General features: G+C 40.0%; 22 protein-coding genes and 1 riboswitch. Of the genes, 20 read left to right on the top strand and 2 right to left on the bottom strand.

Features of this window, described 5'->3' with window-relative positions; all coding sequences use genetic code 11:
* Positions 1 to 2: 2 nt before the first annotated feature.
* From RWN13_RS02415 to RWN13_RS02390, 6 genes are all read left to right on the top strand, one after another.
* Positions 3 to 980, top strand: a complete 978-nt coding sequence (locus tag RWN13_RS02415; RefSeq protein WP_209527704.1) for an alpha-ketoacid dehydrogenase subunit beta — start codon at positions 3 to 5, stop codon at positions 978 to 980.
* 207 nt (positions 981 to 1,187) lie between these two features.
* Positions 1,188 to 2,783, top strand: coding sequence for a dihydrolipoyllysine-residue acetyltransferase (locus RWN13_RS02410; RefSeq protein WP_314060112.1), 1,596 nt, complete (start codon positions 1,188 to 1,190; stop codon positions 2,781 to 2,783).
* Between the two features lie 12 nt (positions 2,784 to 2,795).
* On the top strand, positions 2,796 to 4,202 hold the full coding sequence (lpdA, locus tag RWN13_RS02405; protein WP_314060109.1) for a dihydrolipoyl dehydrogenase: 1,407 nt from the start codon (positions 2,796 to 2,798) through the stop codon (positions 4,200 to 4,202).
* A 691-nt stretch (positions 4,203 to 4,893) separates the two neighbouring features.
* On the top strand, positions 4,894 to 5,502 hold the full coding sequence (locus RWN13_RS02400) for a helix-turn-helix transcriptional regulator (protein WP_314060106.1): 609 nt from the start codon (positions 4,894 to 4,896) through the stop codon (positions 5,500 to 5,502).
* On the top strand, positions 5,499 to 5,756 hold the full coding sequence (locus RWN13_RS02395) for a hypothetical protein (protein WP_314060102.1): 258 nt from the start codon (positions 5,499 to 5,501) through the stop codon (positions 5,754 to 5,756). The genes RWN13_RS02400 and RWN13_RS02395 overlap by 4 nt, the downstream gene beginning before the upstream one ends.
* A 2,360-nt stretch (positions 5,757 to 8,116) precedes the next feature.
* Positions 8,117 to 8,401, top strand: coding sequence for a hypothetical protein (locus tag RWN13_RS02390; protein WP_314060099.1), 285 nt, complete (start codon positions 8,117 to 8,119; stop codon positions 8,399 to 8,401).
* An 18-nt stretch (positions 8,402 to 8,419) separates the two neighbouring features.
* Here RWN13_RS02390 and RWN13_RS02385 read toward each other — a convergent pair whose 3' ends face one another.
* Positions 8,420 to 9,208 carry a YdcF family protein gene (locus RWN13_RS02385; protein ID WP_314060097.1) on the bottom strand — a complete coding sequence of 263 codons (789 nt, stop codon included), beginning with the start codon at positions 9,206 to 9,208 and terminating at the stop codon, positions 8,420 to 8,422.
* 162 nt (positions 9,209 to 9,370) lie between these two features.
* Here RWN13_RS02385 and RWN13_RS02380 point away from each other — a divergent pair, with 162 nt between their 5' ends.
* The 14 genes from RWN13_RS02380 (at position 9,371) to RWN13_RS02315 (ending at position 21,875) form a co-directional block, all read left to right on the top strand.
* On the top strand, positions 9,371 to 10,123 hold the full coding sequence (locus RWN13_RS02380) for an ABC transporter ATP-binding protein (protein ID WP_314060095.1): 753 nt from the start codon (positions 9,371 to 9,373) through the stop codon (positions 10,121 to 10,123).
* 1 nt (position 10,124) lies between these two features.
* Positions 10,125 to 11,747 (top strand): hypothetical protein, encoded by a 1,623-nt coding sequence (locus tag RWN13_RS02375; protein WP_314060093.1) that lies wholly within the window; start codon positions 10,125 to 10,127, stop codon positions 11,745 to 11,747.
* A 154-nt stretch (positions 11,748 to 11,901) separates the two neighbouring features.
* Entirely contained in the window at positions 11,902 to 12,816 is a 915-nt protein-coding gene (gene lepB, locus RWN13_RS02370; protein WP_314060090.1) for a signal peptidase I, read from the top strand.
* A gap of 186 nt (positions 12,817 to 13,002) precedes the next feature.
* Positions 13,003 to 13,404 (top strand): DUF1149 family protein, encoded by a 402-nt coding sequence (locus RWN13_RS02365; RefSeq protein ID WP_314060088.1) that lies wholly within the window; start codon positions 13,003 to 13,005, stop codon positions 13,402 to 13,404.
* A 162-nt stretch (positions 13,405 to 13,566) separates the two neighbouring features.
* On the top strand, positions 13,567 to 14,301 hold the full coding sequence (locus RWN13_RS02360) for a metallophosphoesterase (RefSeq protein ID WP_314060087.1): 735 nt from the start codon (positions 13,567 to 13,569) through the stop codon (positions 14,299 to 14,301).
* A 153-nt stretch (positions 14,302 to 14,454) separates the two neighbouring features.
* Positions 14,455 to 16,647: a Tex family protein gene (locus RWN13_RS02355; protein ID WP_314060495.1), complete on the top strand. Its 2,193-nt coding sequence runs from the start codon at positions 14,455 to 14,457 to the stop codon at positions 16,645 to 16,647.
* Positions 16,648 to 16,702: 55 nt separating this feature from the next.
* Positions 16,703 to 17,161, top strand: coding sequence for a SprT family protein (locus tag RWN13_RS02350; protein ID WP_314060493.1), 459 nt, complete (start codon positions 16,703 to 16,705; stop codon positions 17,159 to 17,161).
* A 326-nt stretch (positions 17,162 to 17,487) separates the two neighbouring features.
* Positions 17,488 to 17,721 carry a hypothetical protein gene (locus RWN13_RS02345; RefSeq protein ID WP_314060086.1) on the top strand — a complete coding sequence of 78 codons (234 nt, stop codon included), beginning with the start codon at positions 17,488 to 17,490 and terminating at the stop codon, positions 17,719 to 17,721.
* Positions 17,722 to 17,846: riboswitch (TPP riboswitch) on the top strand.
* A 149-nt stretch (positions 17,847 to 17,995) separates the two neighbouring features.
* A complete protein-coding gene (gene thiM / locus RWN13_RS02340) occupies positions 17,996 to 18,793 on the top strand; it encodes a hydroxyethylthiazole kinase (protein ID WP_314060085.1) in 798 nt (265 codons plus the stop codon).
* Positions 18,790 to 19,614, top strand: coding sequence for a bifunctional hydroxymethylpyrimidine kinase/phosphomethylpyrimidine kinase (gene thiD / locus RWN13_RS02335; protein WP_314060083.1), 825 nt, complete (start codon positions 18,790 to 18,792; stop codon positions 19,612 to 19,614). Before thiM ends, thiD begins: the two co-directional genes overlap by 4 nt.
* Positions 19,598 to 20,260 (top strand): thiamine phosphate synthase, encoded by a 663-nt coding sequence (thiE, locus tag RWN13_RS02330; RefSeq protein WP_314060081.1) that lies wholly within the window; start codon positions 19,598 to 19,600, stop codon positions 20,258 to 20,260. The genes thiD and thiE overlap by 17 nt, the downstream gene beginning before the upstream one ends.
* Positions 20,261 to 20,556: 296 nt before the next feature.
* Positions 20,557 to 20,970, top strand: coding sequence for a polyketide cyclase (locus tag RWN13_RS02325; RefSeq protein WP_314060078.1), 414 nt, complete (start codon positions 20,557 to 20,559; stop codon positions 20,968 to 20,970).
* Complete coding sequence (locus tag RWN13_RS02320) at positions 20,960 to 21,421, top strand: MarR family winged helix-turn-helix transcriptional regulator (protein ID WP_314060075.1); 462 nt, start codon at positions 20,960 to 20,962, stop codon at positions 21,419 to 21,421. The genes RWN13_RS02325 and RWN13_RS02320 overlap by 11 nt, the downstream gene beginning before the upstream one ends.
* A 4-nt stretch (positions 21,422 to 21,425) precedes the next feature.
* A complete protein-coding gene (locus RWN13_RS02315; RefSeq protein ID WP_314060072.1) occupies positions 21,426 to 21,875 on the top strand; it encodes an EVE domain-containing protein in 450 nt (149 codons plus the stop codon).
* A gap of 71 nt (positions 21,876 to 21,946) precedes the next feature.
* On the opposite strand, the gene RWN13_RS02310 is transcribed toward RWN13_RS02315, so the two are convergent.
* Positions 21,947 to 22,930 (bottom strand): NAD(P)H-quinone oxidoreductase, encoded by a 984-nt coding sequence (locus RWN13_RS02310; protein WP_314060069.1) that lies wholly within the window; start codon positions 22,928 to 22,930, stop codon positions 21,947 to 21,949.
* Between the last annotated feature and the right edge of the window lie 341 nt (positions 22,931 to 23,271).

Here is a 23,271-nt window from a genome sequence, read left to right as displayed (position 1 = left end):
CAATGGCACAAAAAACAATGATTCAAGCAATTACAGATGCACTTGCAATTGAACTTGAAAAAGACCCTAATGTTTTAGTTTTTGGTGAAGATGTCGGTAATAACGGTGGTGTTTTCCGTGCGACTGAAGGCCTACAAGAAAAATTTGGCGAAGATCGTGTCTTCGATACTCCATTAGCTGAGTCTGGTATTGGTGGTTTAGCATTTGGTTTAGCTTTAGAAAACTATCGCCCAGTTCCTGAAATTCAATTCTTCGGTTTCATTTTTGAAGTAATTGATGAAGTGATTGGTCAAATGGCTCGTACTCGTTACCGTATGGGTGGTACTCGCACAATGCCAATTACAATTCGTGCGCCTTTCGGTGGTGGGGTTCATACACCTGAAATGCATGCTGATAACTTAGAGGGATTGATTGCTCAATCGCCTGGTATCCGTGTTGTTATTCCAAGTAACCCATATGATGCCAAAGGACTATTGATTTCAGCGATTCGTGACAACGATCCAGTTGTTTTCCTTGAGCATATGAAATTATACCGTTCATTCCGTGAGGAAGTGCCAGATGGCGAATACACAGTTCCTTTAGATAAAGCGGCTGTGACCCGTGAAGGTTCTGATATCTCTATCATTACTTACGGTGCGATGGTTCGTGAATCTATCAAGGTTGCAGATAAATTAGCAGAAGAAGGAATCTCTGTTGAAATTATTGACTTGCGTACAGTTGCGCCACTTGATATTGATACCATTATTGCTTCTGTTGAAAAAACTGGCCGTGTGGTTGTCGTTCAAGAAGCTCAAAAACAAGCGGGAGTTGCTGCTCAAGTTGTTTCTGAAATTTCAGAACGTTCTGTTTTGTCATTAGAAGCACCAATCGGTCGCATTTCTGCACCAGATACGATTTTCCCATTTGGTCAAGCTGAAAATGCTTGGTTACCAAATGCGACAGATATCGAAGCAAAAGTAAGAGAAATCCACGCGTTTTAAGAACCACGTTTAATGCATTAAACAAATTGATAATGGCTAAAAGGAGTATGCGCAAGCTTACTCCTTTAGCAGATAGTAATGACCAGAGTCTGAGCTGTTAAAACTTCAAACCATTTCATTCTTCAGGCAACTGATTATTCAATGGTTTTTAGGTTTGCACCGCTCAACTTTTATCAGACTTGATGAAAAGAAGGGAAGAATACGATCATGGCATTTAAATTTAAATTACCAGATATCGGTGAAGGGATTGCAGAAGGCGAAATCGTTAAATGGTTCTTTGCAGTCGGCGATACAGTAAATGAAGATGATACATTATTAGAAGTTCAAAACGATAAATCGGTGGAAGAAATTCCATCTCCAGTTACAGGGAAAGTTATTAGCATTTTGGTTCCAGAAGGGACTGTTGCTAATGTTGGTGACGTTCTAATTGAAATTGACGCTCCTGGTCATGAAGATGAGAGCCCAGCTGCACCTGTAGAAGCTTCAACGCCTGCACCAGCGGCACCGGCAGCAACTGGTGGTGTTTTCCAATTCAAGTTACCAGATATTGGTGAGGGAATTGCAGAAGGCGAAATCGTTAAATGGTTCTTCGCAGCTGGCGATACAGTTAATGAAGATGATACCTTATTAGAAGTTCAAAATGATAAATCAGTGGAAGAAATTCCATCACCCGTGACAGGGAAAGTCGTGTCAATCGTGGTTCCGGAGGGAACCGTTGCCAATGTTGGTGACGTGTTAATTGAAATTGATGCACCTGGTCATAACACTGCTACAGCCTCAGCTCCAGCAGCACCAGCGTCTCAAGCTGCACCAACTACATCAGCTCCAGTCGCTGTCCCAACAGCCGCTGATCCGAACAAACGTGTTCAAGCGATGCCGTCAGTTCGTCAATACGCTCGTGAAAAAGGCGTAGACATTACAGCAGTTGTGGCAACTGGTAAAGGTGGACGTGTGCTTAAAGAAGATATTGATGCCTTTGCAGGTGGATCTGTGGCTCCAGCTACAACAACTGCAACGTCAGAAGTAGCAGAAGCTGCACAAACCTCAACAACATCGGCAGCACCAGCAGCACCAGCACAACCATATGTTGGCAGTGGCGAACCAGAAACACGTGAAAAATTAACACCAATGCGTAAAGCTATTTCTAAGGCAATGGTAAACAGCAAACACACAGCTCCTCATGTGACATTATTTGATGATGTTGAAGTATCTAAAATGTGGGATCACCGTAAGAAATTTAAAGATGCAGCTGCCGCTAAAGGTACTAAATTAACTTTCTTACCATATGTTGTGAAAGCACTTGTGGCGACAATGAGAGATTTCCCAATCTTAAATGCCTCTATCGATGATGCAACACAAGAGATTGTTTACAAAAACTACTTCAATATCGGAATTGCAACAGATACACCAAATGGTCTATTTGTACCAAATATTAAACACGCCGATTCAAAAGGCATGTTCCAAATTGCTGATGAAATCGTTGAAAATGCTGGTAAAGCCATGGAAGGTAAATTGGCTGCTGCAGAGATGCGTGATGGGACTGTTACTATCAGTAACATCGGTTCAGCCCGTGGTGGTTGGTTCACACCAGTTATTAACTACCCTGAAGTTGCGATTTTAGGTGTAGGTACGATTGCTCAACAACCGATTGTCAATGAAGATGGTGAGTTAGCAGTTGGTCGTGTTATGAAATTATCATTGAGTTTTGATCACCGCATCGTTGACGGCGCAACAGCTCAAAATGCTATGAACAATATTAAACGTTTATTAGCGGATCCAGAATTATTATTAATGGAAGGGTAAGGTGAGAAACTAATGGTAGTAGGAGATTTCGCATTAGAATTAGATACAGTCGTAATCGGTGCTGGCCCTGGAGGCTACGTAGCAGCTATTCGTGCCGCTCAAATGGGACAAAAGGTAGCGATTATCGAGCGTGAATATATTGGTGGTGTTTGTCTAAACGTTGGATGTATTCCTTCAAAGGCGCTAATTAGCGCTGGACATAAATACCAGGAAGCAATTGATTCTGAAGTCTTTGGTGTGACGACTGAAAATGTTAAACTGGACTTTTCTAAAACACAAGACTGGAAAGACAATGTTGTGGTAAATAAGCTGACAACAGGTGTTAAAGGACTCTTGAAGAAAAATAAGGTTGAAGTGTTAATGGGCGAAGCCTTTTTCGTAGATGAGCACACATTACGTGTCATTCATGAAGATTCAGCTCAAACTTATGAATTCAACAATGCGATTGTGGCAACAGGTAGTCGCCCAATTGAAATCAAAGGATTCAAATTTGGTGGTCGTATCATCGATTCAACTGGCGGATTAAACTTAACCGAAGTACCTAAAAAATTGGTAATCGTCGGTGGTGGTGTTATCGGTGCTGAACTAGGTGGCGCATATGCTAACTTAGGCGCTGAAGTAACGATTCTTGAAGGATCTCCGCAAATTTTACCAACCTTTGAAAAAGATATGGTAAGATTAGTCGATAAATCATTTAAAGACAAAGGCGTTAAGGTTGTCACTAAAGCAATGGCTAAAGAAGCGATTGACAATGGTGACAGCGTCACAGTTAACTATGAAGTTGATGGTAAAGCTGAATCGATTGAAGCTGATTACGTGATGGTAACAGTGGGTCGTCGTCCAAATACAGATGAGCTTGGCTTGGAAGTAGCTGGCGTTGAAATGACTGAACGTGGCTTAGTTAAAGTTGATAACCAAGGACGTACGAACGTGAAGAGCATCTTTGCTATTGGTGATATCGTTCCTGGCGCTGCCCTTGCTCACAAAGCAAGTTATGAAGCTAAGATTGCGGCTGAAGCGATTGCTGGTAAACCAGTAGCCGTTGATTACCGTGCAATGCCTGCAGTTGCCTTTACTGATCCTGAATTAGCAACAGTTGGATTAACCCAAGCAGAAGCTAAAGAACAAGGGTTGGATGTTAAGGTGTCTAAATTCTTATTAGGTGGCAATGGTCGTGCTATTTCACTTGATCAAACAGAAGGATTTATTCGCTTAGTAACTACTAAGGAAGACAATGTGATTGTTGGCGCTCAAGTAGCGGGTGTTAGTGCAAGTGATGTGATTGCTGAACTAGGTTTAGCAGTTGAAGCTGGCATGAACGCTGAAGATGTTGCTTTAACTATTCACTCTCATCCTTCATTAGCCGAAGCGGTTATGGATGCGGCTGAATTAGCCTTAGGTTTACCGATTCACGCTTAATAGAAATAATCTCTCATGAGGATTTAAGGCTCGTGGGAGATTTTTTTGTAAATGAAACTTTCAAACTAAGAGAGAAGGAATGCTGATGTATCAGTTATTTCTTCTCTCTTAGTTTTGGGTTCAAATGAGGCTAGAATAGTGGTATGAAATAGAGTATCTTTCATACGATGTTCTGTGATTGCTATGGAAATTGGCGGTTACTTTACCCAAAAAGGCCCGGAGCAACCTGACTCTATGCCTCAATTTCATTGGATTTTAGTTTAAAAGATAATAAACATAAATATCGCGATATTTTTATTTAGTGGTAAATGACTGTTATATCACTTTTATTTTTTACACTGGTGTAAAAAAATAGATTTTGACAGTGTCTTTGGCTTGTGTTAAACATGAAGTAAGAAGTCGGATTGATCGCTAAATTTCTGGTAATAGTCAAGTTTAACTAGCTATAACAAACTGAGTGATGATAGGCGATTGAGGCATTTAATAAGCTGTTAGGGAGACGTGATTAATAAAGATAATGTCGGAATTACAAGGATAAATAGGTAATAGTCATTATTTTTTCTGAAGTTAATTGCTCGATTTTTAACAAATAAAGTGTTTTTATTCTGACTTTTTAAAGATGGCTAATTAGACATCAAAAAGATATGTGTGTTGGAAATGAAAACCATTATGTTTAGAAAGGAGCATGAAAATGACAGAAGAATCAAACGTACATGAAAGTGTTTTGGAAGCGGCGAGATTGGTTCAAGAGATGAGACGTGAAAAGAAGTGGTCCCAGGAGAAGTTAGCGGAAGAGATGGGGGTTAGTCGTCATTCGGTATTACGGCTTGAAATGGGAACGAAAAGCAAAGTTGATTTAGTGACGGTCGCCCTGGCGGCAGAAACGTGTGGTAAAAGACTGACTCTAGGGAGTCAGTTAATGGAAGTGCGTCATGGACGGCCTGAAACAATTTTAGAATTAGAAGCCGAGATTATTATCGCTTTTTCAAAAGGTAATTTACGGGAAGCGGAAGAAAATTTAAACTTAATAAAAAATTGGATTTATCCAGCTCATCAAATTATGGCAAAAGCAAATCGCGAAGTGGGGAAAGCGTTGAACTTCTATTTCAAAGGGAGGACAACCTATGCTGTTTCGTATATTAATCAAATGATTATGGGGTTGGGTATGTGTGGATTGACCGAGAAGGCAAAGGAAATTTCGGACCGCTTTCAACGACATGTCGCAAATGGAAATGAATCGATTGAAGCAGAAATCCGAAGAGCAGAACAGGTATTAGCAGAAAAGAAGGTGATGAAGTGAGTTATCGTGAACGGACGTACCTTGTCTTGACTAATCAAGAGGGAAAAACAGCGCGCTTTAAAATTCCCGTTTATCTGAATGGGTTTGACCCAGAGGTGGTTAGAGAGCAAATAGAATCTATCTTGGATTTGGGAATTTTACTGGATACTAGAGATTGCACCCGCTACCTGGTGACATGTAAAGAAATGACAAGGGTGGAAGTAATCAAGAGGACCATATTTGATAAGGAAAACCCGTTCGCAGTTTTTATGTAGGTCAAAATATGATGTATGTCGCAGGTGTTGTTACATTTAGTTGTGGAATTACTTGTTTAGTTCTAAGGTCATCACGATGGCCATGGGAGTTAAGTATTACTCACTTAATAGAATTAGAATTTCAAAAAAATGAATGTGTGTAGCATGACATGCTACAATTTGAGTATTGGCTAAGTGGATTCTTGGCGGGGAATGAGTGATGTAAGAAGAGTTAAGAGGTCACAACTTAAGAGAACCAGGATTTCAAAAGAATGAGTGCATGTAGCAGTTATTGCTACAATTTGAGTGTTGGGTAGATGTATTCTTGCTGGAGAACTAGCCGTTCAAAGGTAAGGAATAATCACTTGAGAAAATCATGATGTGAAAAAAGGAATGCTTGTAGCAAGCCTTGCTACTATTTTAAAAGATGATTAGATGCTGTCTTGCTAGTTAGACAGTTAAGTCGAGGGAGTTAAGCACTCACTATTCAAGAGAATCGGGATTTCAAAAAAATGAAAGTGTGTAGCAAGAATTGCTACAATTTAAAAGTTAGTTAGACGTTTTCCTGCTAGCTAGATAATCATATAAAGAGAATAAAGTAACTATCATTTAGGAGAATCAGGATTTCAAAAAAGTGAGTGCCAGTAGCAAGTTTTGCTACAATTTAAGCGTTGGCAAAATGGATGCTTACTAGCCAGATAGTCATAAAGAAGGAATAAAGTAATCATCATTTAGGAGAATTGGGATTTAAAAAAAGTGAGCGCCTGTAGCAGGTCTTGCTACATTAAAAGTTGGTTAGATGCTGTCTTGCTAGTTAGATAGTCTCAACAAGGGAGTTAAGTAATCATTATTCAAAAGAATCAGTATTTCAAAAAAATGAGAGCGTGTAGCAGGTTTTGCTACAATTTTAGTGGTGGTAAAATTGATTTTCGCAGGGGAACTAGCCGTTCAAAGGGCGTTAAGGAATAATCACTCAAGAAAATCATGATGTGAAAAAACGAATAATTGTAGCAATTTTTGCTACAATTTAAAAGTTGATTAGACGATTTCTTGCTAGCCAGATAGCCATAAAGGGAGAATAAAGTGATCACCATTTAAGAGGATTGGGATTTCAAAAAAGTTAGCGTCTGTAGCAGGTTTTGCTACAATTTGAGCATTGGCAAAATGGATGTTTGCGAGCCAGATAGCCATAAAGAGGGAATGAAGTGGTCATCACTCAAGAGAATTAGGATTTCAAAAAAGTGAATGCTTGTAGCAATTCTTGCTACAATTTGACCGGTGGTTGAATGGAGTCTTGCTAGCTAGATAGTCATATAAAGGAAATAAAGTGATCACCACTCAAGAGAATCAGGATTTCAAAAAAGTGAGCGCTTGTAGCAGGTCTTGCTACAATTTAAAAGTTGGTTAGACGTTTTCCTGCTAGTCAGACAGTCATAAAAAGGGAATAAAGTGGTCACCACTCAAGAGAATTAGAATTTCAAAAAATGAGAGTGTGTAGCAAAACTTGCTACAATTTAAGCACCGATTAAATAGATTATTGTTAAGGCACAAGTGATGTAAAAGGAGTCAAGAGGACATTACCTAAGAGAATCAAGATTCCAAAAAACGGATGTATGTAGCAAGTCCTGCTACAATTTGAGCGTTGGGTAGATCGGGGGCTGTTTATGGAACAGGTCATACAGAGAGGCTTAAGTCATTACCACCCAAGCAAATTATGATGCCAAAAGTTGCATCTCTGTCGCAAGAATTGCGACAGATTTTAAGCGTCAATGACAAGATGACTATATGGAAACGTTGTTACACAAGGGTTGTTACTAAAGGTTAATGATAATAGGATTCTCGGGAAAATAAGTGTATGTAGCGAGAATTGCTACATCTAATGAAGGAGCTAGGATAATGGAAAGGACTACTGAGCAGTCTGACATTAGAGTATTATCGGTCACCGCTTTTGTTTGGCTAGAAACGAACCATATTTGCCTGTTGTTTCATTAGAAAAACTAAAAGTAGGACGGTGAATCATTTTCTGATTCATCCGTCCTATTTTTTTGCTTTAATCCGTAGGCTAACCTTTGTTTCTTTTTTCATAAATACGCACAGTTATCGTGAGTGATTTGGCCATACTGATAATCAAAACAAGGGTTACTAAATTATCATTATGGAACTGTGGGTAATACCCTTAGCCTAACCCCGTTTACTGTTGGAGACATAAACATAGTGATACGCCATAACTATTTTTTAGTGATCACTCTGGAGACGATTATTTTTTGAGGAAGGGATTGAGCTTTCTTAATTGACATCAGAACGGTAATCGATTACGATAAATAAAAATACTGTCATGAGGCAGTTACAATAGTGAGAAAGTTGGCGGGGGATTGGTTTATTTGAAATCATTATTAGCAGGGGCTGTGGTTACTGTGGCTATCATGGTAGGAGCTGCTTTGTTTGGTTATAGTAGTGAGAAAGTGCTAGGAGTGCTTATTTTGATTGGGATTCTTCTGGCTGGGAGTTTAAGTGGGATTTTTAGTGGTGGTGAGCGGCAGCGACCTTGGAATAAGTGGTCCAACGATGATATGAGTCGTACGATTAATCAGGGTTTAATGGCGTTTGTCTTTACATTGCCTCTAATCCTTGGCTTTTTTATTAACTATTTGTTAGTCATTAAATAAAGACGGCTGATGTCAAAATCAGTCGTCTTTATTTGGTTGATAAGCTTTTCTGATTAGTTCAGGAAAATGGCGTGAGAGTCGTTCAAATGCTGATAGAATGTTGGCAGGTAATTCAACGTGAGCGATAAACTGTTTACCATTAGGTCCGTATCCCTGTGAATCATCTCTTAAACGTGGGATTTCCCCTAATATAAGCTCGATGTAGCGTCTTGGCTCCCATAAACCCCAGATTGATGGGCCAAGGTTAATCTGATCCTGGGATAGGCTGAAAAGTGGTTTATAAGGAGCATAGCTAATAATCTGAGTCAGTTTTTTCGGCCAAATTTTTGCGAAGGATGCGCCCATGCGTCTTTGCATTGAGGCATCTTGCATGATCAAGGTTTCTTTTGGTCGATAACCTGAGGCAAGTAGTTTGTCTAAAGCAAATTGGACATTTTCACCACAGTTAGTTGAAGCAGTTTCCAAAAAGAGTGACTCAGCTGGAATATCGTAAGTATTTATTAAATAATCGGCAAATAGGCTAGCTTCTGGCTGATTGTGCAAATCCGATTTAAAGGCCACTCGCAAGTGGTCAGTTGTATGACCGATTCCTCCTACGAGCATGATTTTTTTGACTAAACCTGTCTGCCAAAGTTCTCCTAGGACATCGGCTGCGGCAGGTATGGCACCACCGAAAAGGATAACTAAATCAACGCAGTCAATACCATGTGCTAAAAGAGTTTCTTTACTTAAATTAGGAATGGTACGCTCTGCTAAGTAGTCGCTAATAAGATTGAGATCGGCTACAAGGTTTGTTTGATAGGACAATGTATGTCACCTTTCTTTCACGAATTTTGTTAGATATGTTTTATTACATTCTATTATAGATGATTAGCTGATAAAAGTAGAGTGGAAGTTAAGTAAGAGCATAATCAGATAGAGTGGCTATGGTATAATAAAAAATAAATGTTGTTGTAGTAGGAGGAAAAAATGAAATTAGTGTTGGAGAATGTAACAAAAAAGTTTGACAAGAAAGCGATTATTGAAGAGGCCTCCTTTGAGTTTGAAAAAGGGAAAATATATGGCTTATTAGGGCGAAATGGGGCTGGAAAAACTACGTTATTTAATTGCATCTCTCGTAATTTACAAGTAGACAGTGGTAAGATTGCGTTGATTGAAGAGGGGCAACGAGACGAAAATTACGATAATACAGCAGTTGGTTTTGTTTACGCGACACCTCACTTACCAGGTTTTATGACGGGGTACGAATTTGTTAAATTTTTTATTGATGTGAATAAAAAGCGATTGGAAATGGTTGAAGATCCAACGGTCTATCTAACTCAAGCAGGAATTGAAACTAAAGATCAACACCGCCTGTTAAAAGATTATTCTCATGGCATGCAAAATAAAGTGCAGATGTTGGTAACCATGTTAGTCAAATCACCAGTTCTCTTACTGGATGAGCCGTTAACCTCATTTGATGTGGTGGCAGCTCACGAGATGAAAGAACTAATTATTTCTCAAAAAGATCATTCAGTTGTTATTTTTTCCACTCATATTTTACAGTTGGCACAAGATCTTTGCGATGAAATTGTGTTGCTCCATGAAGGAAAATTGACGGGAATACCTAGTGAACGAATTCATGATAGTGACTTTGAAGAAGAAGTCGTTAAATTATTATCTACTAAGCAAGCAAAAACGGATGCTCTTGATAGTATTCTCTTACAAGAGGGAGGTCAATAATATGTCTGAATTGGGCCAGAAATGGCGGATTTACTGGCTGTTTAAAAGCGCCGATGTAACGCGTAAAATTAATGGCTTATTCTTTTACTTGCGAAAAATACCCTTCATTGGCAAGGGAATCTCGGTCTCTATTTATCGTAATTATGAGATCAAGAAAATCTTATTCGTCATCATGACTTTTTTTGGGGTGCTGATGAAATTTGCCGTGAAGTTCCTTTGGATAGGCATTAATTTAGCGGTGATTAGTTTGTTATCCAACCTTTTGAATCTCCAAGGAGAAGTTGTTGAAAGTGGTTTGGCCTTATGGTTATTGACAGTCCCCTTGTTAGTCGGGGCATTTGATGGGTTTGGTGAACGCCTCAGTCAACAGGATGCCGATTTTATTGCGAATTTTCAAGTGTCTAATAGCTATTTCGTCCAGTCACGAATGTTGGTGGAAACGATTTATGATGGGCTTTGCAGTCTGCCGGCCATGTTGTTTTTTGGTGCCGTTGTTGGTCGGCCTTTATTGGTTCCCTTAGTCAGTCTCTTTTGTTATTTGGCTAGTTTGTTTCTATTTTATTACCTTGGCCGTCTGATTAGCTTATTTTCCAAAAGGCTTAGAATGGCGTGCAGTTGTCTTGGTTATTTGTTGATTGTCGGTCTGATTGGCTTTGTGTTTTGGCAAGATGGTTTTTCTCGATTATTTCAATGGTGTTTTAGCTGGCAGGGATTAATTATCTCTTTTCTGGCGATGTGTCTTAGCAGTTGGCTATTATTTAATTATCAGGGGGAAGAGCGATACAGTTATTGGCTGATTGAACGGTCTGCAGGACAGTTGGAGGCAATGGCTACTGCTAAGAAAAATAGTAATACTTATTTAGGTGAAGGGTTGAAAATGCAAAAGGATTTAAAATTGGTAACGGGTGAGCAAAGTCACTTAACAGGTAACCAGTATTTAAATAGTTTGTTGTTTAGTCGCTATCGGCCCACGCTAACTCGTCAGTTAAAATGGCGTTTGCTAGGAATAACGACTGTTAGTCTCGTGATAGTCGGGGTTAGTCTTTTAAAAAGTTTCCCTTTAATGTCAGAAAAAGAAGTCATTAGTTTGTTACCTGCTTTCTTTTTTGTGATGTACTTTCTGACGTTTGGTAAAAAAGTTGTCCAGATGGTTTTTATTAACTGTGATTCTTCCATGCTTTTTTATCCATTTTACCGGGAACCAAAGACAATTCTCCAAGGTTTTTATTATCGTTTTTGGAAGACGTTCTATTACAATGGAATTCTCTCTTTGGCGATGTTTTTGGCGATTTTCTTGATAAACAGTATCAATGGCTTTTTTCTCAGTCTGAGTTTTTTCGGGATTCTTGGGTTTTTGTTGTTGAGTTTGTCGCTACTGTTTTCATTTCATGAGTTGTTTATCTATTATATCTTGCAGCCTTTTTCCAGTGACTTAGAAGTGGTTAATCCAGTCTATAAAGTGGTGGCAGGTGTTCTTTATGGCGTGGCGTATCTGAATATGCAATTGCGCTCCATGGGTGCTTCCTATGTTATTTTAGTCTCGATTCTTAGTTTGATTTATGTGGCCGTGGGACTATTAATTGTTTGGCGAGTGGCCCCCAAAACCTTTCGTTTTAAAGGCTAACGTTAAGGGGCGGTAGTAAAAAAGCTTAGTGAAAGTGAAGTGAATCCTGACTTATGCAGAAATGAATGGTCATCTGATTGAATTTGAAGAATAATCCAATGACAAATGTGTTGTTTTAGTTTAGAATAGAGAGAGAAAACCTGAGGGTGAAGAGGTGAGAAAGATATCTGAAAAAAAGCGCAAACGTAAAAGACGGAGCTCCAGTGATATTATGGATGAGTTTATTGACGAGTCTTTACGACCTGAACCTTCGCCGAGAAAGCGTAAGCGTCGTTCAAGCTCCAGTGGCCAACGCAAGCGAAAAGTGCGTCAACCCATTGAAATGCCTGATATTGTGGATGAATCATTATTGGAGACCGTTGAAAAACCGGTGATGCCAGATAAAAGCCAATCAGTTAAAACAGAAGCTGTTATTCATCATGAGACTAGACGCTCGCGAATTCGCCAGCAACCAGCTGAAAATGAGTATGAAGATACGTTGCGCGACAGGCCCTATGATAAAAAGAAAAAAAGTTCGTTTGTGGATGGCTTGATAGGTGTTTTGTTAATAGCTGTTTTTATTTCCATGGTAATCTTTTACGTAAAGGTTGATCGGGCGGAAGTTATTAGTGGGTCCATGGAACCAACCTTAATGACCAATGAAAAAGTGGTGATTATCAATGGTCGTTCGCCTAAACGTTTCCAGATGGTAGTCTTTTATCCACCAGATGGTTCAAAAGACAAATACGTGAAACGGGTCATTGGTTTACCTGGAGACACGGTTGAGTACCGTGACGATGTGCTATACGTCAATGGTGAGATGTACGAGGAACCTTATTTAGATCAAAATCGAGAAGCTTTTGAAGCTGAGTCCAAGTCGGAAACGGATTTTTATACCAAAGATTTAGTCCTAGAAAATATTCCAGGAGTTTCTAAGGGAACTAAAAAGATTCCTAAAGATATGTATTTAGTTTTAGGTGACAATCGTCAAAACTCTCAAGACAGTCGCTATATCGGCTTGATCCCAAAAGATAACTTGGTGGGAATTGTCTGGAAAAAAGCGCAGGAACCTAAAAAAATAACAAAGTAAGTATGACTAATTAAAGAGGCAGGAATAATTTTCCAGTCTCTTTCTTTTGTAACGAGCCCCTAACTCGAGAATAAATAACAAATTATTTGTTCGATTAAAATGGGAATATTACGGATGAATTAAGTAAAAGTCATCGTTTTGAAATTGAAACTATGCTATACTTTTTTTGTAGGAGGAAGAACAATTATGAATATTATTAGACAACCAGAATTTGTAGAAGCATACCATTACGACATGAAAACAGCGGAAAGTGAAACTGAAACAGAAATCCGCGTTGAAGTAAAGCCATTTGATATGAGTGATCAACCAGATTTTCCAATTGATGAAAGTTCAGTTTTGGGGTTGCGTGTGATTTTCCAAATTGTCTTTGAAGAATTTGCCATTACCGGTGCTGTGCGTCAATTAGTGACATTGAGTGACCGTAAAATTGAAAATCCCGATGATCTAGAGCAACCTGAACTGGATGAATTAATGCGTCCATTGTTTTCAATGATCGAACGATTGACTTATGAGGTCACAGAAATCGCTTTGGATAAGCCAGGCGTTCAGTTGAACTTTGCTAATGAACCTGAGCCCTCAGCAGAATAGGGCAATGGCAATAAAAATAATCAAGCAAACTGTGTAAGACTAACAGTTTGCTTTTTTGATTTGATTAATGATAAATCTGACTAACGATTGAGTAGAAAACGTAGTATAATAAATAATAATAAGACTATTTTATACAATAAAAGACCGTTTGGAGGGGAGTTTATGAAAGAGTTAGTGTATGCCATTGGCGATATTCATGGGGATTATCTGACATTTATTGAATTGTTAAAAGAGTACGACCGGGAGATGCATCAGCTGGTTTTAATAGGTGACTTGGCAGATAGGGGGCCTCGCGGAAAAGAATGCCTTGAGTTAGGTAAACAATTAGTCGAAGAAGAAGGGGCTATTTATTTAAAAGGCAATCACGAGGATATTTTATTGAACTTTTTAAAGGATCCGGAAGAGCGCTACAATAATTATTTACGCAATGGTGGCAGTACGACAATCAATGGTTTGATACATCAAGGGGCAACGGAAGAGTATTCCCCTTTAGAGATGAGCATCTTAATTCAAACCTATCACGAAGAGTTAATAGCATTTCTAAAAAAACTGCCGCTGTATTTTGAATGGCATGACTATCTCTTTGTTCATGCTGGGGTTGACCTGACTAAGAGTGACTGGCACCAAACTAGTAAGCAGGATTTTGTGTGGATTCGGGATTCTTTTCACCAAGGGAAAAATAATACTGGGAAAACCATCGTATTTGGTCACACTATTACGCCTTTTCTTCATGGTGACAATCAAACGACAGACCTTTGGATTTCCGACAATAAAATAGGCATTGATGGGGGAGGAATTTACGGTGGATCTGTTCATGGTGTGATAGTTAATCAGCGAGGGATTCTTCAAGACATCGAAATTCAGAATTTTATTGGACCGTGGCAACCAGATTTTTAGCTAATGGGTTAATCTTTGCCTAAAAGTGGGGAATTTTTGGTCCTTTTGGGAGAAAGCCCCATATTGATGAGATTATTTTAGGCTCATAATGGAAATTGTGGGTAGAAGTGTGCTAAAATAGTACAGTATGATTAAATGAGGGAGCCAATGTCAATGGATGAAGGATTGAATCAACATATACTAAATTTACTGCAAGCAGAACTTAAAAGCTTCAGCCCAAAACAAATTAAAACGGTCTTGTCACTTTCAGGTGAAGGAAATACAGTTCCTTTTATTGCCCGCTATCGTAAAGAAATGACGGGAAGCTTGGATGAAGTACAGATTCGTGAAATTGAAGAGCGTTATAATTACTTGCAAAACTTAGAAAAACGTAAAGAGGAAGTCTTGCGTTTGATCGGGGAACAAGATAAATTAACTCCTGAGCTAGCAGCCTCAATTAAAGCTTGTGGCAAGATGCAACAGGTAGAAGATTTATACCGACCTTATAAGCAAAAGCGCCGCACTAAAGCAACGATTGCTAAAGAGCGTGGTTTAGAACCCTTTGCGATGTGGTTATTATCGTTTCCGTTATCGGGAGATATTATCAGTGAGGCAAAGCAATACCTCAATAGTGACGAAGAGTTGCCAACAACTGATGCCGTTTTAGCTGGAGCACATGAGATTATTGCAGAGATGGTTGGGGATGAACCTAGATATCGGACGTGGATTCGTGAATTTACTCAAAAGAACGGTCAACTTGTCAGTACGGTGAAAGATAAAGAAAAAGATGAGAAATCGGTTTTCGAGATGTACTATGAGTACGCTGAACCAGTTAGTCGAATTGTTTCTCATCGTGTTTTAGCGACGAATCGTGGCGAAAAAGAAGATATCTTAAAAGTTAACATCACCGTTGATGAAGAGCAGATCATGAGCTATTTGGATCGTCAGTTAGTTGGCAACCATCAATCGGCTATTACAAAAGCTTATGTGGTCGAGGCTTATAAAGACAGCTATAAACGGTTTATCGGACCTGCTATTGAACGAGAGATTCGCAATGAGTTAACCGAAAAGGCTGATGAACAAGCGATTGCTATCTTTGGAGAAAACTTGCGAAACCTTTTGCTACAGTCTCCTTTAAAAGGGAAAGTGGTTCTGGGATTCGATCCGGCTTACCGCACGGGCTGTAAATTAGCCATTGTTGATGAAACGGGTAAGGTTTTAGGGATTAAAGTGATCTATCCCCATAAACCGGCCAACGAGGCGAAACGGCAACAAGCAGCAGTGGTGTTTAATCAATTAATTGAAACCTATCAAGTTGAGATGGTCGCGATTGGCAATGGAACAGCTAGTCGGGAATCAGAGCTTTTTGTGTCTGAACAATTGCGCCAAATTAAACGAGATGTTTATTATGTGATTGTTAATGAAGCTGGTGCCTCGGTTTATTCAGCTAGTGATATTGCTCGTCAGGAGTTTCCTCATTTGCAAGTGGAGGAACGGAGTGCGGTTAGTATTGCGCGACGCCTGCAAGATCCTTTGGCAGAACTGGTTAAGATTGATCCTAAAGCTGTTGGCGTTGGTCAATATCAACATGATGTCTCACAGAAAATGTTAGCTGGACAGTTGGACTTTGTTGTGGAAACTGCAGTTAACCAAGTGGGGGTGACTGTTAATACGGCTAGCCCCGCTTTATTACAACATGTTTCAGGATTAAATAAAACAACGGCTCAAAATATTGTGACTTATCGTGAGGAAAATGGGGCATTTACTAGTCGCCCCCAACTTAAGAAAGTACCGCGGTTAGGACCTAAAGCTTATGAACAGGCCATTGGTTTTTTACGTATTCCTGAAAGTAAAAATATTTTAGATAATACAGGCATCCATCCCGAGAGTTATCCTGTTGCGAAAACCGTTTTAGCTGAGGCTAAAGTGGGACCAAAGGAACTGGGGTCAGTGGAAGCTAGAACAGCTCTGGAACAGTTAAACACCAACCAGACAGCTTCTCAATTAGACGTGGGGAAAGAGACCTTAACAGATATTATTGCTGGTTTAATTCAGCCGGGTCGTGACTTGCGTGATGAAATGCCAGCACCCTTATTGAGACAAGATGTCTTAAGTATGGAAGATTTAAAACCAGGAATGGAGTTACAAGGGACGGTGCGCAATGTCGTTGATTTTGGTGCCTTTGTGGACATTGGCGTAAAACAAGATGGGATGGTTCATATCTCAAAATTAAGCAATAAATTTGTTAAACATCCCACAGACGTTGTGGCAGTTGGCGATGTGGTAACAGTCTGGGTTGAAGAAATCGATCTTCGCAAAGGACGGATTGCTTTAAATATGTTAGGACCAGCCAAAGAGAAGGGATAGAAGGGTATTGATGGTTTTCAGCGCATTATATGAAGATTTTAACTATCTGGAAGAGATGGATGATATCGACGCATTAACTGATGACCGTTTGCAAGAGTTGGTGGAGTTGATCTCCACCAACGAATTTGATCGGGAATTTAAGCATCGCGCTTTCTTAAATGGTCGCTTGCGGACAACGGGTGGACGTTATCATCTGAACTCTCATAATTTAGATTTTAATCCAAAAGTCTACGAACGTTACGGTATGGAAGAATTGATTAATGTTATTAAACATGAATTATGTCATTATCATCTTCATCTGGAAGGTCGTGGCTTTCAACATCGGGATGCCGATTTTAAGAATCTATTGAAAAAGACTGGCGGTAGTCGCTTTGTCAAACCATTAGAGGAACAAAAACCAGAAAATTATCAACAATATGAGTGTCTCAAATGCCATAACTTGATTTTACGCAAGCGACGGATTAACACTCGTAAATACAGCTGTCGTTGCGGTGGCCAATTAAAACATCTATAGGGATACAAGTAGGGCGTTTAAGAGCTACTTTGTAGGCTGATGTGTTAATTGGTTGTTGCAAGGCGAAAACTCTTAGACCTGCTTCTAGGTCTTTTTTGTGTTGCCTGTAAACGTCTCATTAAGGAAACTCATAGTGAGTTGGCGGTTGATTGCTGGACTAGGGAGAGGTTCAGTTGTAGTCTGGAAAAATCACAATGTTTGGGGCATTAATCTATTCCTTGGCAAACTAGGAGACTAGTTGGTTACTGGGGGAATGAGTTGAATTCACTAGATTTTGATGGAAGGGTGTCGCACAATTAAGGGATGATAATGGATGGAGGCGTTTTATGCCAAAAAGAAGTATTTTATTTGCGATTATTGCGATGGTCTTATGGTGGAGACGCAAAGTCTCTATTCTTTGGTTGCTTATTCATGGCTATCTGGGTGGTATATTTTGTATCGACTATTTTTTAGTTGGTGGCCTGAGATTGAAGAAGAATCATATGAAGATCATTGAGCCATCTTGCTTATTTTACTTGCCTTCTTTCAGTTGTCATGCTATCGTATGGTTAATTGAATAGTTCGACCACTAGGGGGGCGATTGTGAGGACGTGATTTGTCTGTTACTGTGCTGAGATAGGAAATATCCTGACCCTTAGACCTGATCTGGTTAATACCAGCGGAGGAAATGTGGCTAGCAGGTTTTTCGTTTAGATAGACGAAATAGTTGTTTGATAGGGTCTTACCCTAAATATGTGTAAATACACCCACTTTCTGATTTTGAGAAGGTGGTTTTTTTGCTCGATTCACGTTTCGAGGCGAATGAATCAAAATAATCCTTAAAGGAAGAGATTGATGAAAAGTTTTGAGCAGTTAAATAAAATAAGAGCAGTGAGCCCTTTGATTCATAATATGACGAATCAAGTTGTGGCTAATCATGTTGCAAATGGTCTGCTGGCAATTGGTGCGTCACCGATAATGGCTTATGCCAAAGAAGAAGTCGGGTTGATTGCTTCTCAAGCAAGTTGTTTAGTTTTAAATATTGGCACGATTACAACACCGATTTTTGAATCGATGCTAGTCGCAGGGCGAGGAGCCAATGAAAATGATGTGCCGATTGTCTTGGATCCAGTTGGTGTTGGCGCCAGTCCTTATCGGCAAGAGATAGTTAAGACTTTATTGAGCGAACTCAAGATAAGTCTCATTAGAGGCAATGGAGGAGAACTTGCCCAATTAGCTAATGTCCCTTGGCAAGCTCGAGGGGTTGATAGTGGGGCGGGACAATACTCCTTAGCTAGGATGGCGCGAGAAGTCGCCTTAGCAAATGACTGTGTTGTGGCAATTAGTGGTGAAAGAGATTGGATTAGCGATGGCACAAGACTGGCAAGTGTCGACAATGGTCATCTCTTAATGACCCGGGTAACGGGGATGGGTTGCCTTTTAAGTGGGGTTTGCGGCGCTTTTATCGGTAGTTATCCAAATGTTTTTGAAAGCACGGTGGCAGCTCACGCTATCTACGGAATAGCAGGGGAAAAGGCGGCAATGGCAACTAATCTCCCTAGTAGTTTTAAAGTAGAGTTTATCAATCAATTGTTTTTATTAAATGAAAGTGACCAGTTTTTGCTAAAAATCAGAGAGGAGATGGGATCATGAAAATAGCCCAAGCATGTACGATAGCAGGTTCTGATAGTGGTGGTGGTGCCGGCATTCAAGCGGATATTAAAACCTTTCAAGAGCGAGAAGTCTTTGGGACATCAGTGATTGTTGCAATTACGGTTCAAAATACTAAGGGAGTGAGCGGCATTTATCCAACTCCAGTCCAAGGGGTTCAAGAACAATTAGAGGCAGTGTTTTCTGATTTTGAGATAGGCGCAATTAAAACAGGGATGCTAGTCGATCAGTCATACATGAAGATTGTAGCCTCATTTTTGACTGCTTATCCAGATATTCCTCTAGTGGTGGATCCTGTTATGATTGCCAAAGGTGGCGCTTCCTTAATGGCCGATGAAGCCATGAAGGGGATGAAAGAAACTTTAGTGCCTTTGGCAACCTTAATAACCCCTAATTTACCTGAGGCTGAAGAAATAGTGGGCCATGCCATTGCCTCAGAAGCAGAGATGGTAGCTGCTGCTTATGAGATTCAACAGATGGGTAGTCGCAATGTTTTAATAAAGGGTGGACATGCCCTTAATCAAAGGGAGGCTAAAGACTATCTTTTAACGAATGATGGAATCGGTCATTGGTTAGGGGGGCCTCGTTATGAGACCCAACATACTCACGGTACAGGCTGCACTTATTCGGCTTGCATCACCGCAGAGTTAGCCAAAGGGCAGAGCGTTTTGAAAGCAGTTCGGACAGGTAAAGCGTTTATTGACGCTGCGATTAAAGAAGAGTTGAAGATTGGTCACGGAGAGGGGCCAACTAATCATTGGGCTTATGGTCGAAAGGAGCGAGGAAATGAAACCACCTATTAATTGGCACGAGGCACTCAAACTTTATTTAATTGGAGGAACTCAAGATGTGGCTGGAGGTGATTTAGTTGGCCTTTTAGCAGAAGCGATTAAAGGGGGGATTACCTGTTTTCAACTGAGAGAGAAGGGGCCGGGATCATTAAAGAAGGGTGAGGCGATTGAAGGGCTGGCAAAAGAGTGTCAAGCCTTGTGTCGGCGAGGGAATATCCCTTTTATCGTGAATGATGATGTGGCTTTAGCGATCAAAATAAAAGCCGACGGGGTTCATGTCGGTCAGTCGGATAAAGGAATCCGTGAAACGCTTAAGGCAGTTAAACCATATGGGATTGATGTTGGCTTATCAATCAATACGTTGAAACAGTTTGAAGAGGCGTTGGAACTACCGTTGCTTGACTATGTGGGGATTGGACCGGTTTTTAATACGCAATCCAAAGTAGATGCTCAACCAGTTGTTGGTTTGTCATTATTAAATGAGGCAGTCAGAAGATCGCCGGAGTTGCCAAAGGTAGCAATCGGCGGCATCACTGTGGCCAATGTAGGGGCGGTAAGAGCTACTGGAGTTGATGGTGTGGCAGTTATCTCTGCCATTACGAAGAGTGAGGCTATTCGTCGAAGGATTCAGGAACTGGGCGGTGGGAGCAGCTCCTGAATCGTACCAATGATGAAGCACAATGAAAGAATGAATTAGCTGTGAATTTATAAACATTATTTGACTAGAAAAGACTAGTAAAAGCTAGAAGGTAACGGTTTACCTTAACTTGGATGAAGTGGCGGTACAGAAATTTGGAACCTTCACCTCGATTAATCAGGTTAAGGCGAATCAGTTACTATTACATAAACGACTAATCCAAAACAACAAACTTTCAATTAAATTGGAAGTTTGTATTGCGTTTTATTGTAAGTTAACTTATAATAAGTGTAATGATTAATTAGGAGGCGTTATAGATGGAATATAGTTTCACATTAAAAGTGGCAGCAACAAGTAGTCAGGTTTGGGAGTATTATGAAAGGATTGACAAATGGTCAGTTTGGGAAACTGATTTAGAAGAGATTTCCCTTGATGGAGAGTTTATTACAGGCACGGAAGGCTCTATGACCTTAAAAGGGATGCCACCAATGAATTTTAAATTGACGTCAGTCATCACTAATCAAGAATTTATTGATGTAACTGAAACGCCAATGGGGCAAATTAGTTTTGCCCATTATATTCAGGAACTTTCAGATGGGGTGATGATTCGGCATTCGGTAAGCATAGACAAAGATGACCAAGATGTTTTGCTAATGTTGACGGGGATATTTAGTGATGTGCCGGAAACGATGTTTTTATTGAAGAAAGTAGTGGAATCACATGGAGTTTAATTCCATTAATCAAGACAGCCCAGAGGGAGCCATTGGTTTACAATTTGTTAAAGTTTATAATATCTGGCACAACCAAATTAAATCAGCCTTGAAGGAAATTGATCTGACTCATCCTCAATTTATCGTCTTAACCTCACTAGGTTATTTGCAGCAGAGTGAAAAAGAAGTGACACAAGTAATGGTATCAAAAATATCAGAAATGGATGTCATGACGGTCTCTCAAGTATTACGCATTTTAGAGAAGAAGGACCTTATTAATCGAGGCCCACATTCAACAGACACTCGAGCTAAGGCCTTAAGGCTCACTGATACCGGTCTTGTGAAGATGAATCAAGGGTTGCCGATAGTAGAAGCAATAGATCAGACAATTTTTGGGGTTCTGGGAGAACAAGAAAGTAGCTTTCAACAAAGCCTAAGTCGTCTAATCCAATTACATGAAGAAGGAGTCTAATCAGATGACTAACTATTGGATTGGAGTGGCGTCCAAAAAACATGTTGAAATAGGAATCAAGGAAGGGTTCTGTCAATTAAATCACGGTAAAAAAGCCCCCCTTCAGCGAATGCAGGCTGGGGATTGGTTGCTTTATTACAGTTCTAAATTAACTCTAGATGGTGGCGAACCTTATCAGCAATTTACGGCCATTGGGCAAATTAGACAAGGAGAGGCTTATCAGGTTGAAATGGCTCCTGGATTTTCGCCATTTCGCAAGAATGTCGATTATTATCAGTTTGAACGAGAATTCCCTTTACAGGGATTAAGGGATTTTCCAGAATGGCAAGTGAAGAGACCTCAGCTTAGATTCGGACATTTTCCGATCTCAGAAGACTTGTTTAGGGTCATTACCTCATCTATGGGGAAAGCTGAGATGATCGGTGGTCAAGGGATTATCGAAAAGCTTAGTTAGGGATGGTATAAGGCCTTAACAGATGGAGAATGGTAAGCCAAAAACAAGCCAAATCAATGGCTTGTTTTTTTTTAGTCTGGTATGACTTGTAACACGATTTTGCCCATGTTTTTATTATCTTCCATGTAGCGGTGAGCTTGTTGTATTTCTTCAAAAGGGAACACGCAATCAACGATGGCTTGGATTTTATTACTGGCAAATAAAGGCAAAACCTCTTGACTAAATTCCTGACTAAGACGAGATTTATAGTCGTCGCTACGTGGTGTCAATAAGGTACCTGTTAGCTGGATACGTTTAGCCATTAAATCGAATAGGTTAACAACGGGCACCTGATTGCCTCCTAAGGTTCCGATTAGGACCCAGCGGCCATCAAGACTAATACTAGCTAAATTTTGCTGAAAATAGGAAGCGCCGATAAAATCAAGAATTAGATTGACTCCTCGTTGATCGGTAGCGGCTGAAACATCCTCAGAAAAGTTCGTACGATGATAATTGGTGCCAAAGTCTGCCCCTAAGGAATAACAAAAGGCTAGTTTATCTTCAGAACCAGCGGTTGTTAAAACGGTGGCTTGTTTCAGTTGTTTTGCCAGTTGAATCGCAGCCGTTCCAACACCGCTAGCGCCTGCGTGGATTAACACAGTTTCTTTTGGCGCTAATTGACCAATCCAGAACAGTGTTTGATAGGCTGTTAAAAAGACTTCTGGAATAGCCGCGGCTTCTGTCATGGTCAGGTTATCAGGCACTAAGATTGCTCGTTCGGCCGGCATAATAACATACTCAGCATAAGCACCTCCATTTACTAACCCCATCACCGAATCCCCTACTTTGAAGGGGCAATCTGAGCCTACAGCGGCAATTGTACCACTTACCTCTATTCCTAGAATTGGATTTTGTAAATAACCTAAGGGATTTTCTCGGTTAATGATGTCAGTACGGTTAATAGCAGTTGAATGAACGTTGATAAGCAGCTCACCTGTTTTTGCTTCTGGAATGGGGTGCTCAGTTATTTCAAGCTGGTCAGCCCCACCCGGTTTTTTGACTGTAATGGCTCGCATGAAGTTACCTCCCTATTTTTTCTATAGGTAATGATACCATAGAACAAGGAAAACTGATGTTTATAAAAACCCTAGTCGATATTTTTACGTTCCTTTCAACAAATATATATCGTGTTAAATGCTCAAACAGATAGTTTCCTTGGGTAATTCGTATAATCAGACCTCAAGAGTGACGCTTTCCATTTGTTTCAGCTAAAAGTTTAACAGCAAAGAGCTTTCACTCCATTGTTTCTTATTTCTAGTGAATTATGACAAAAATCCAAGTTACTGGAATTATATTCAATCAATTTTACTAATTGGTCCAGTGTTATTGTAACCAGGAAAAGATAGGGGGGTTAATT

The organism is uncultured Vagococcus sp. (genome assembly GCF_963518325.1).
Lineage (GTDB): Bacteria > Bacillota > Bacilli > Lactobacillales > Vagococcaceae > Vagococcus_D.
Note: the sequence above shows the minus strand (reverse complement) of the source record. Positions and strands in the feature narration are given on the sequence as shown.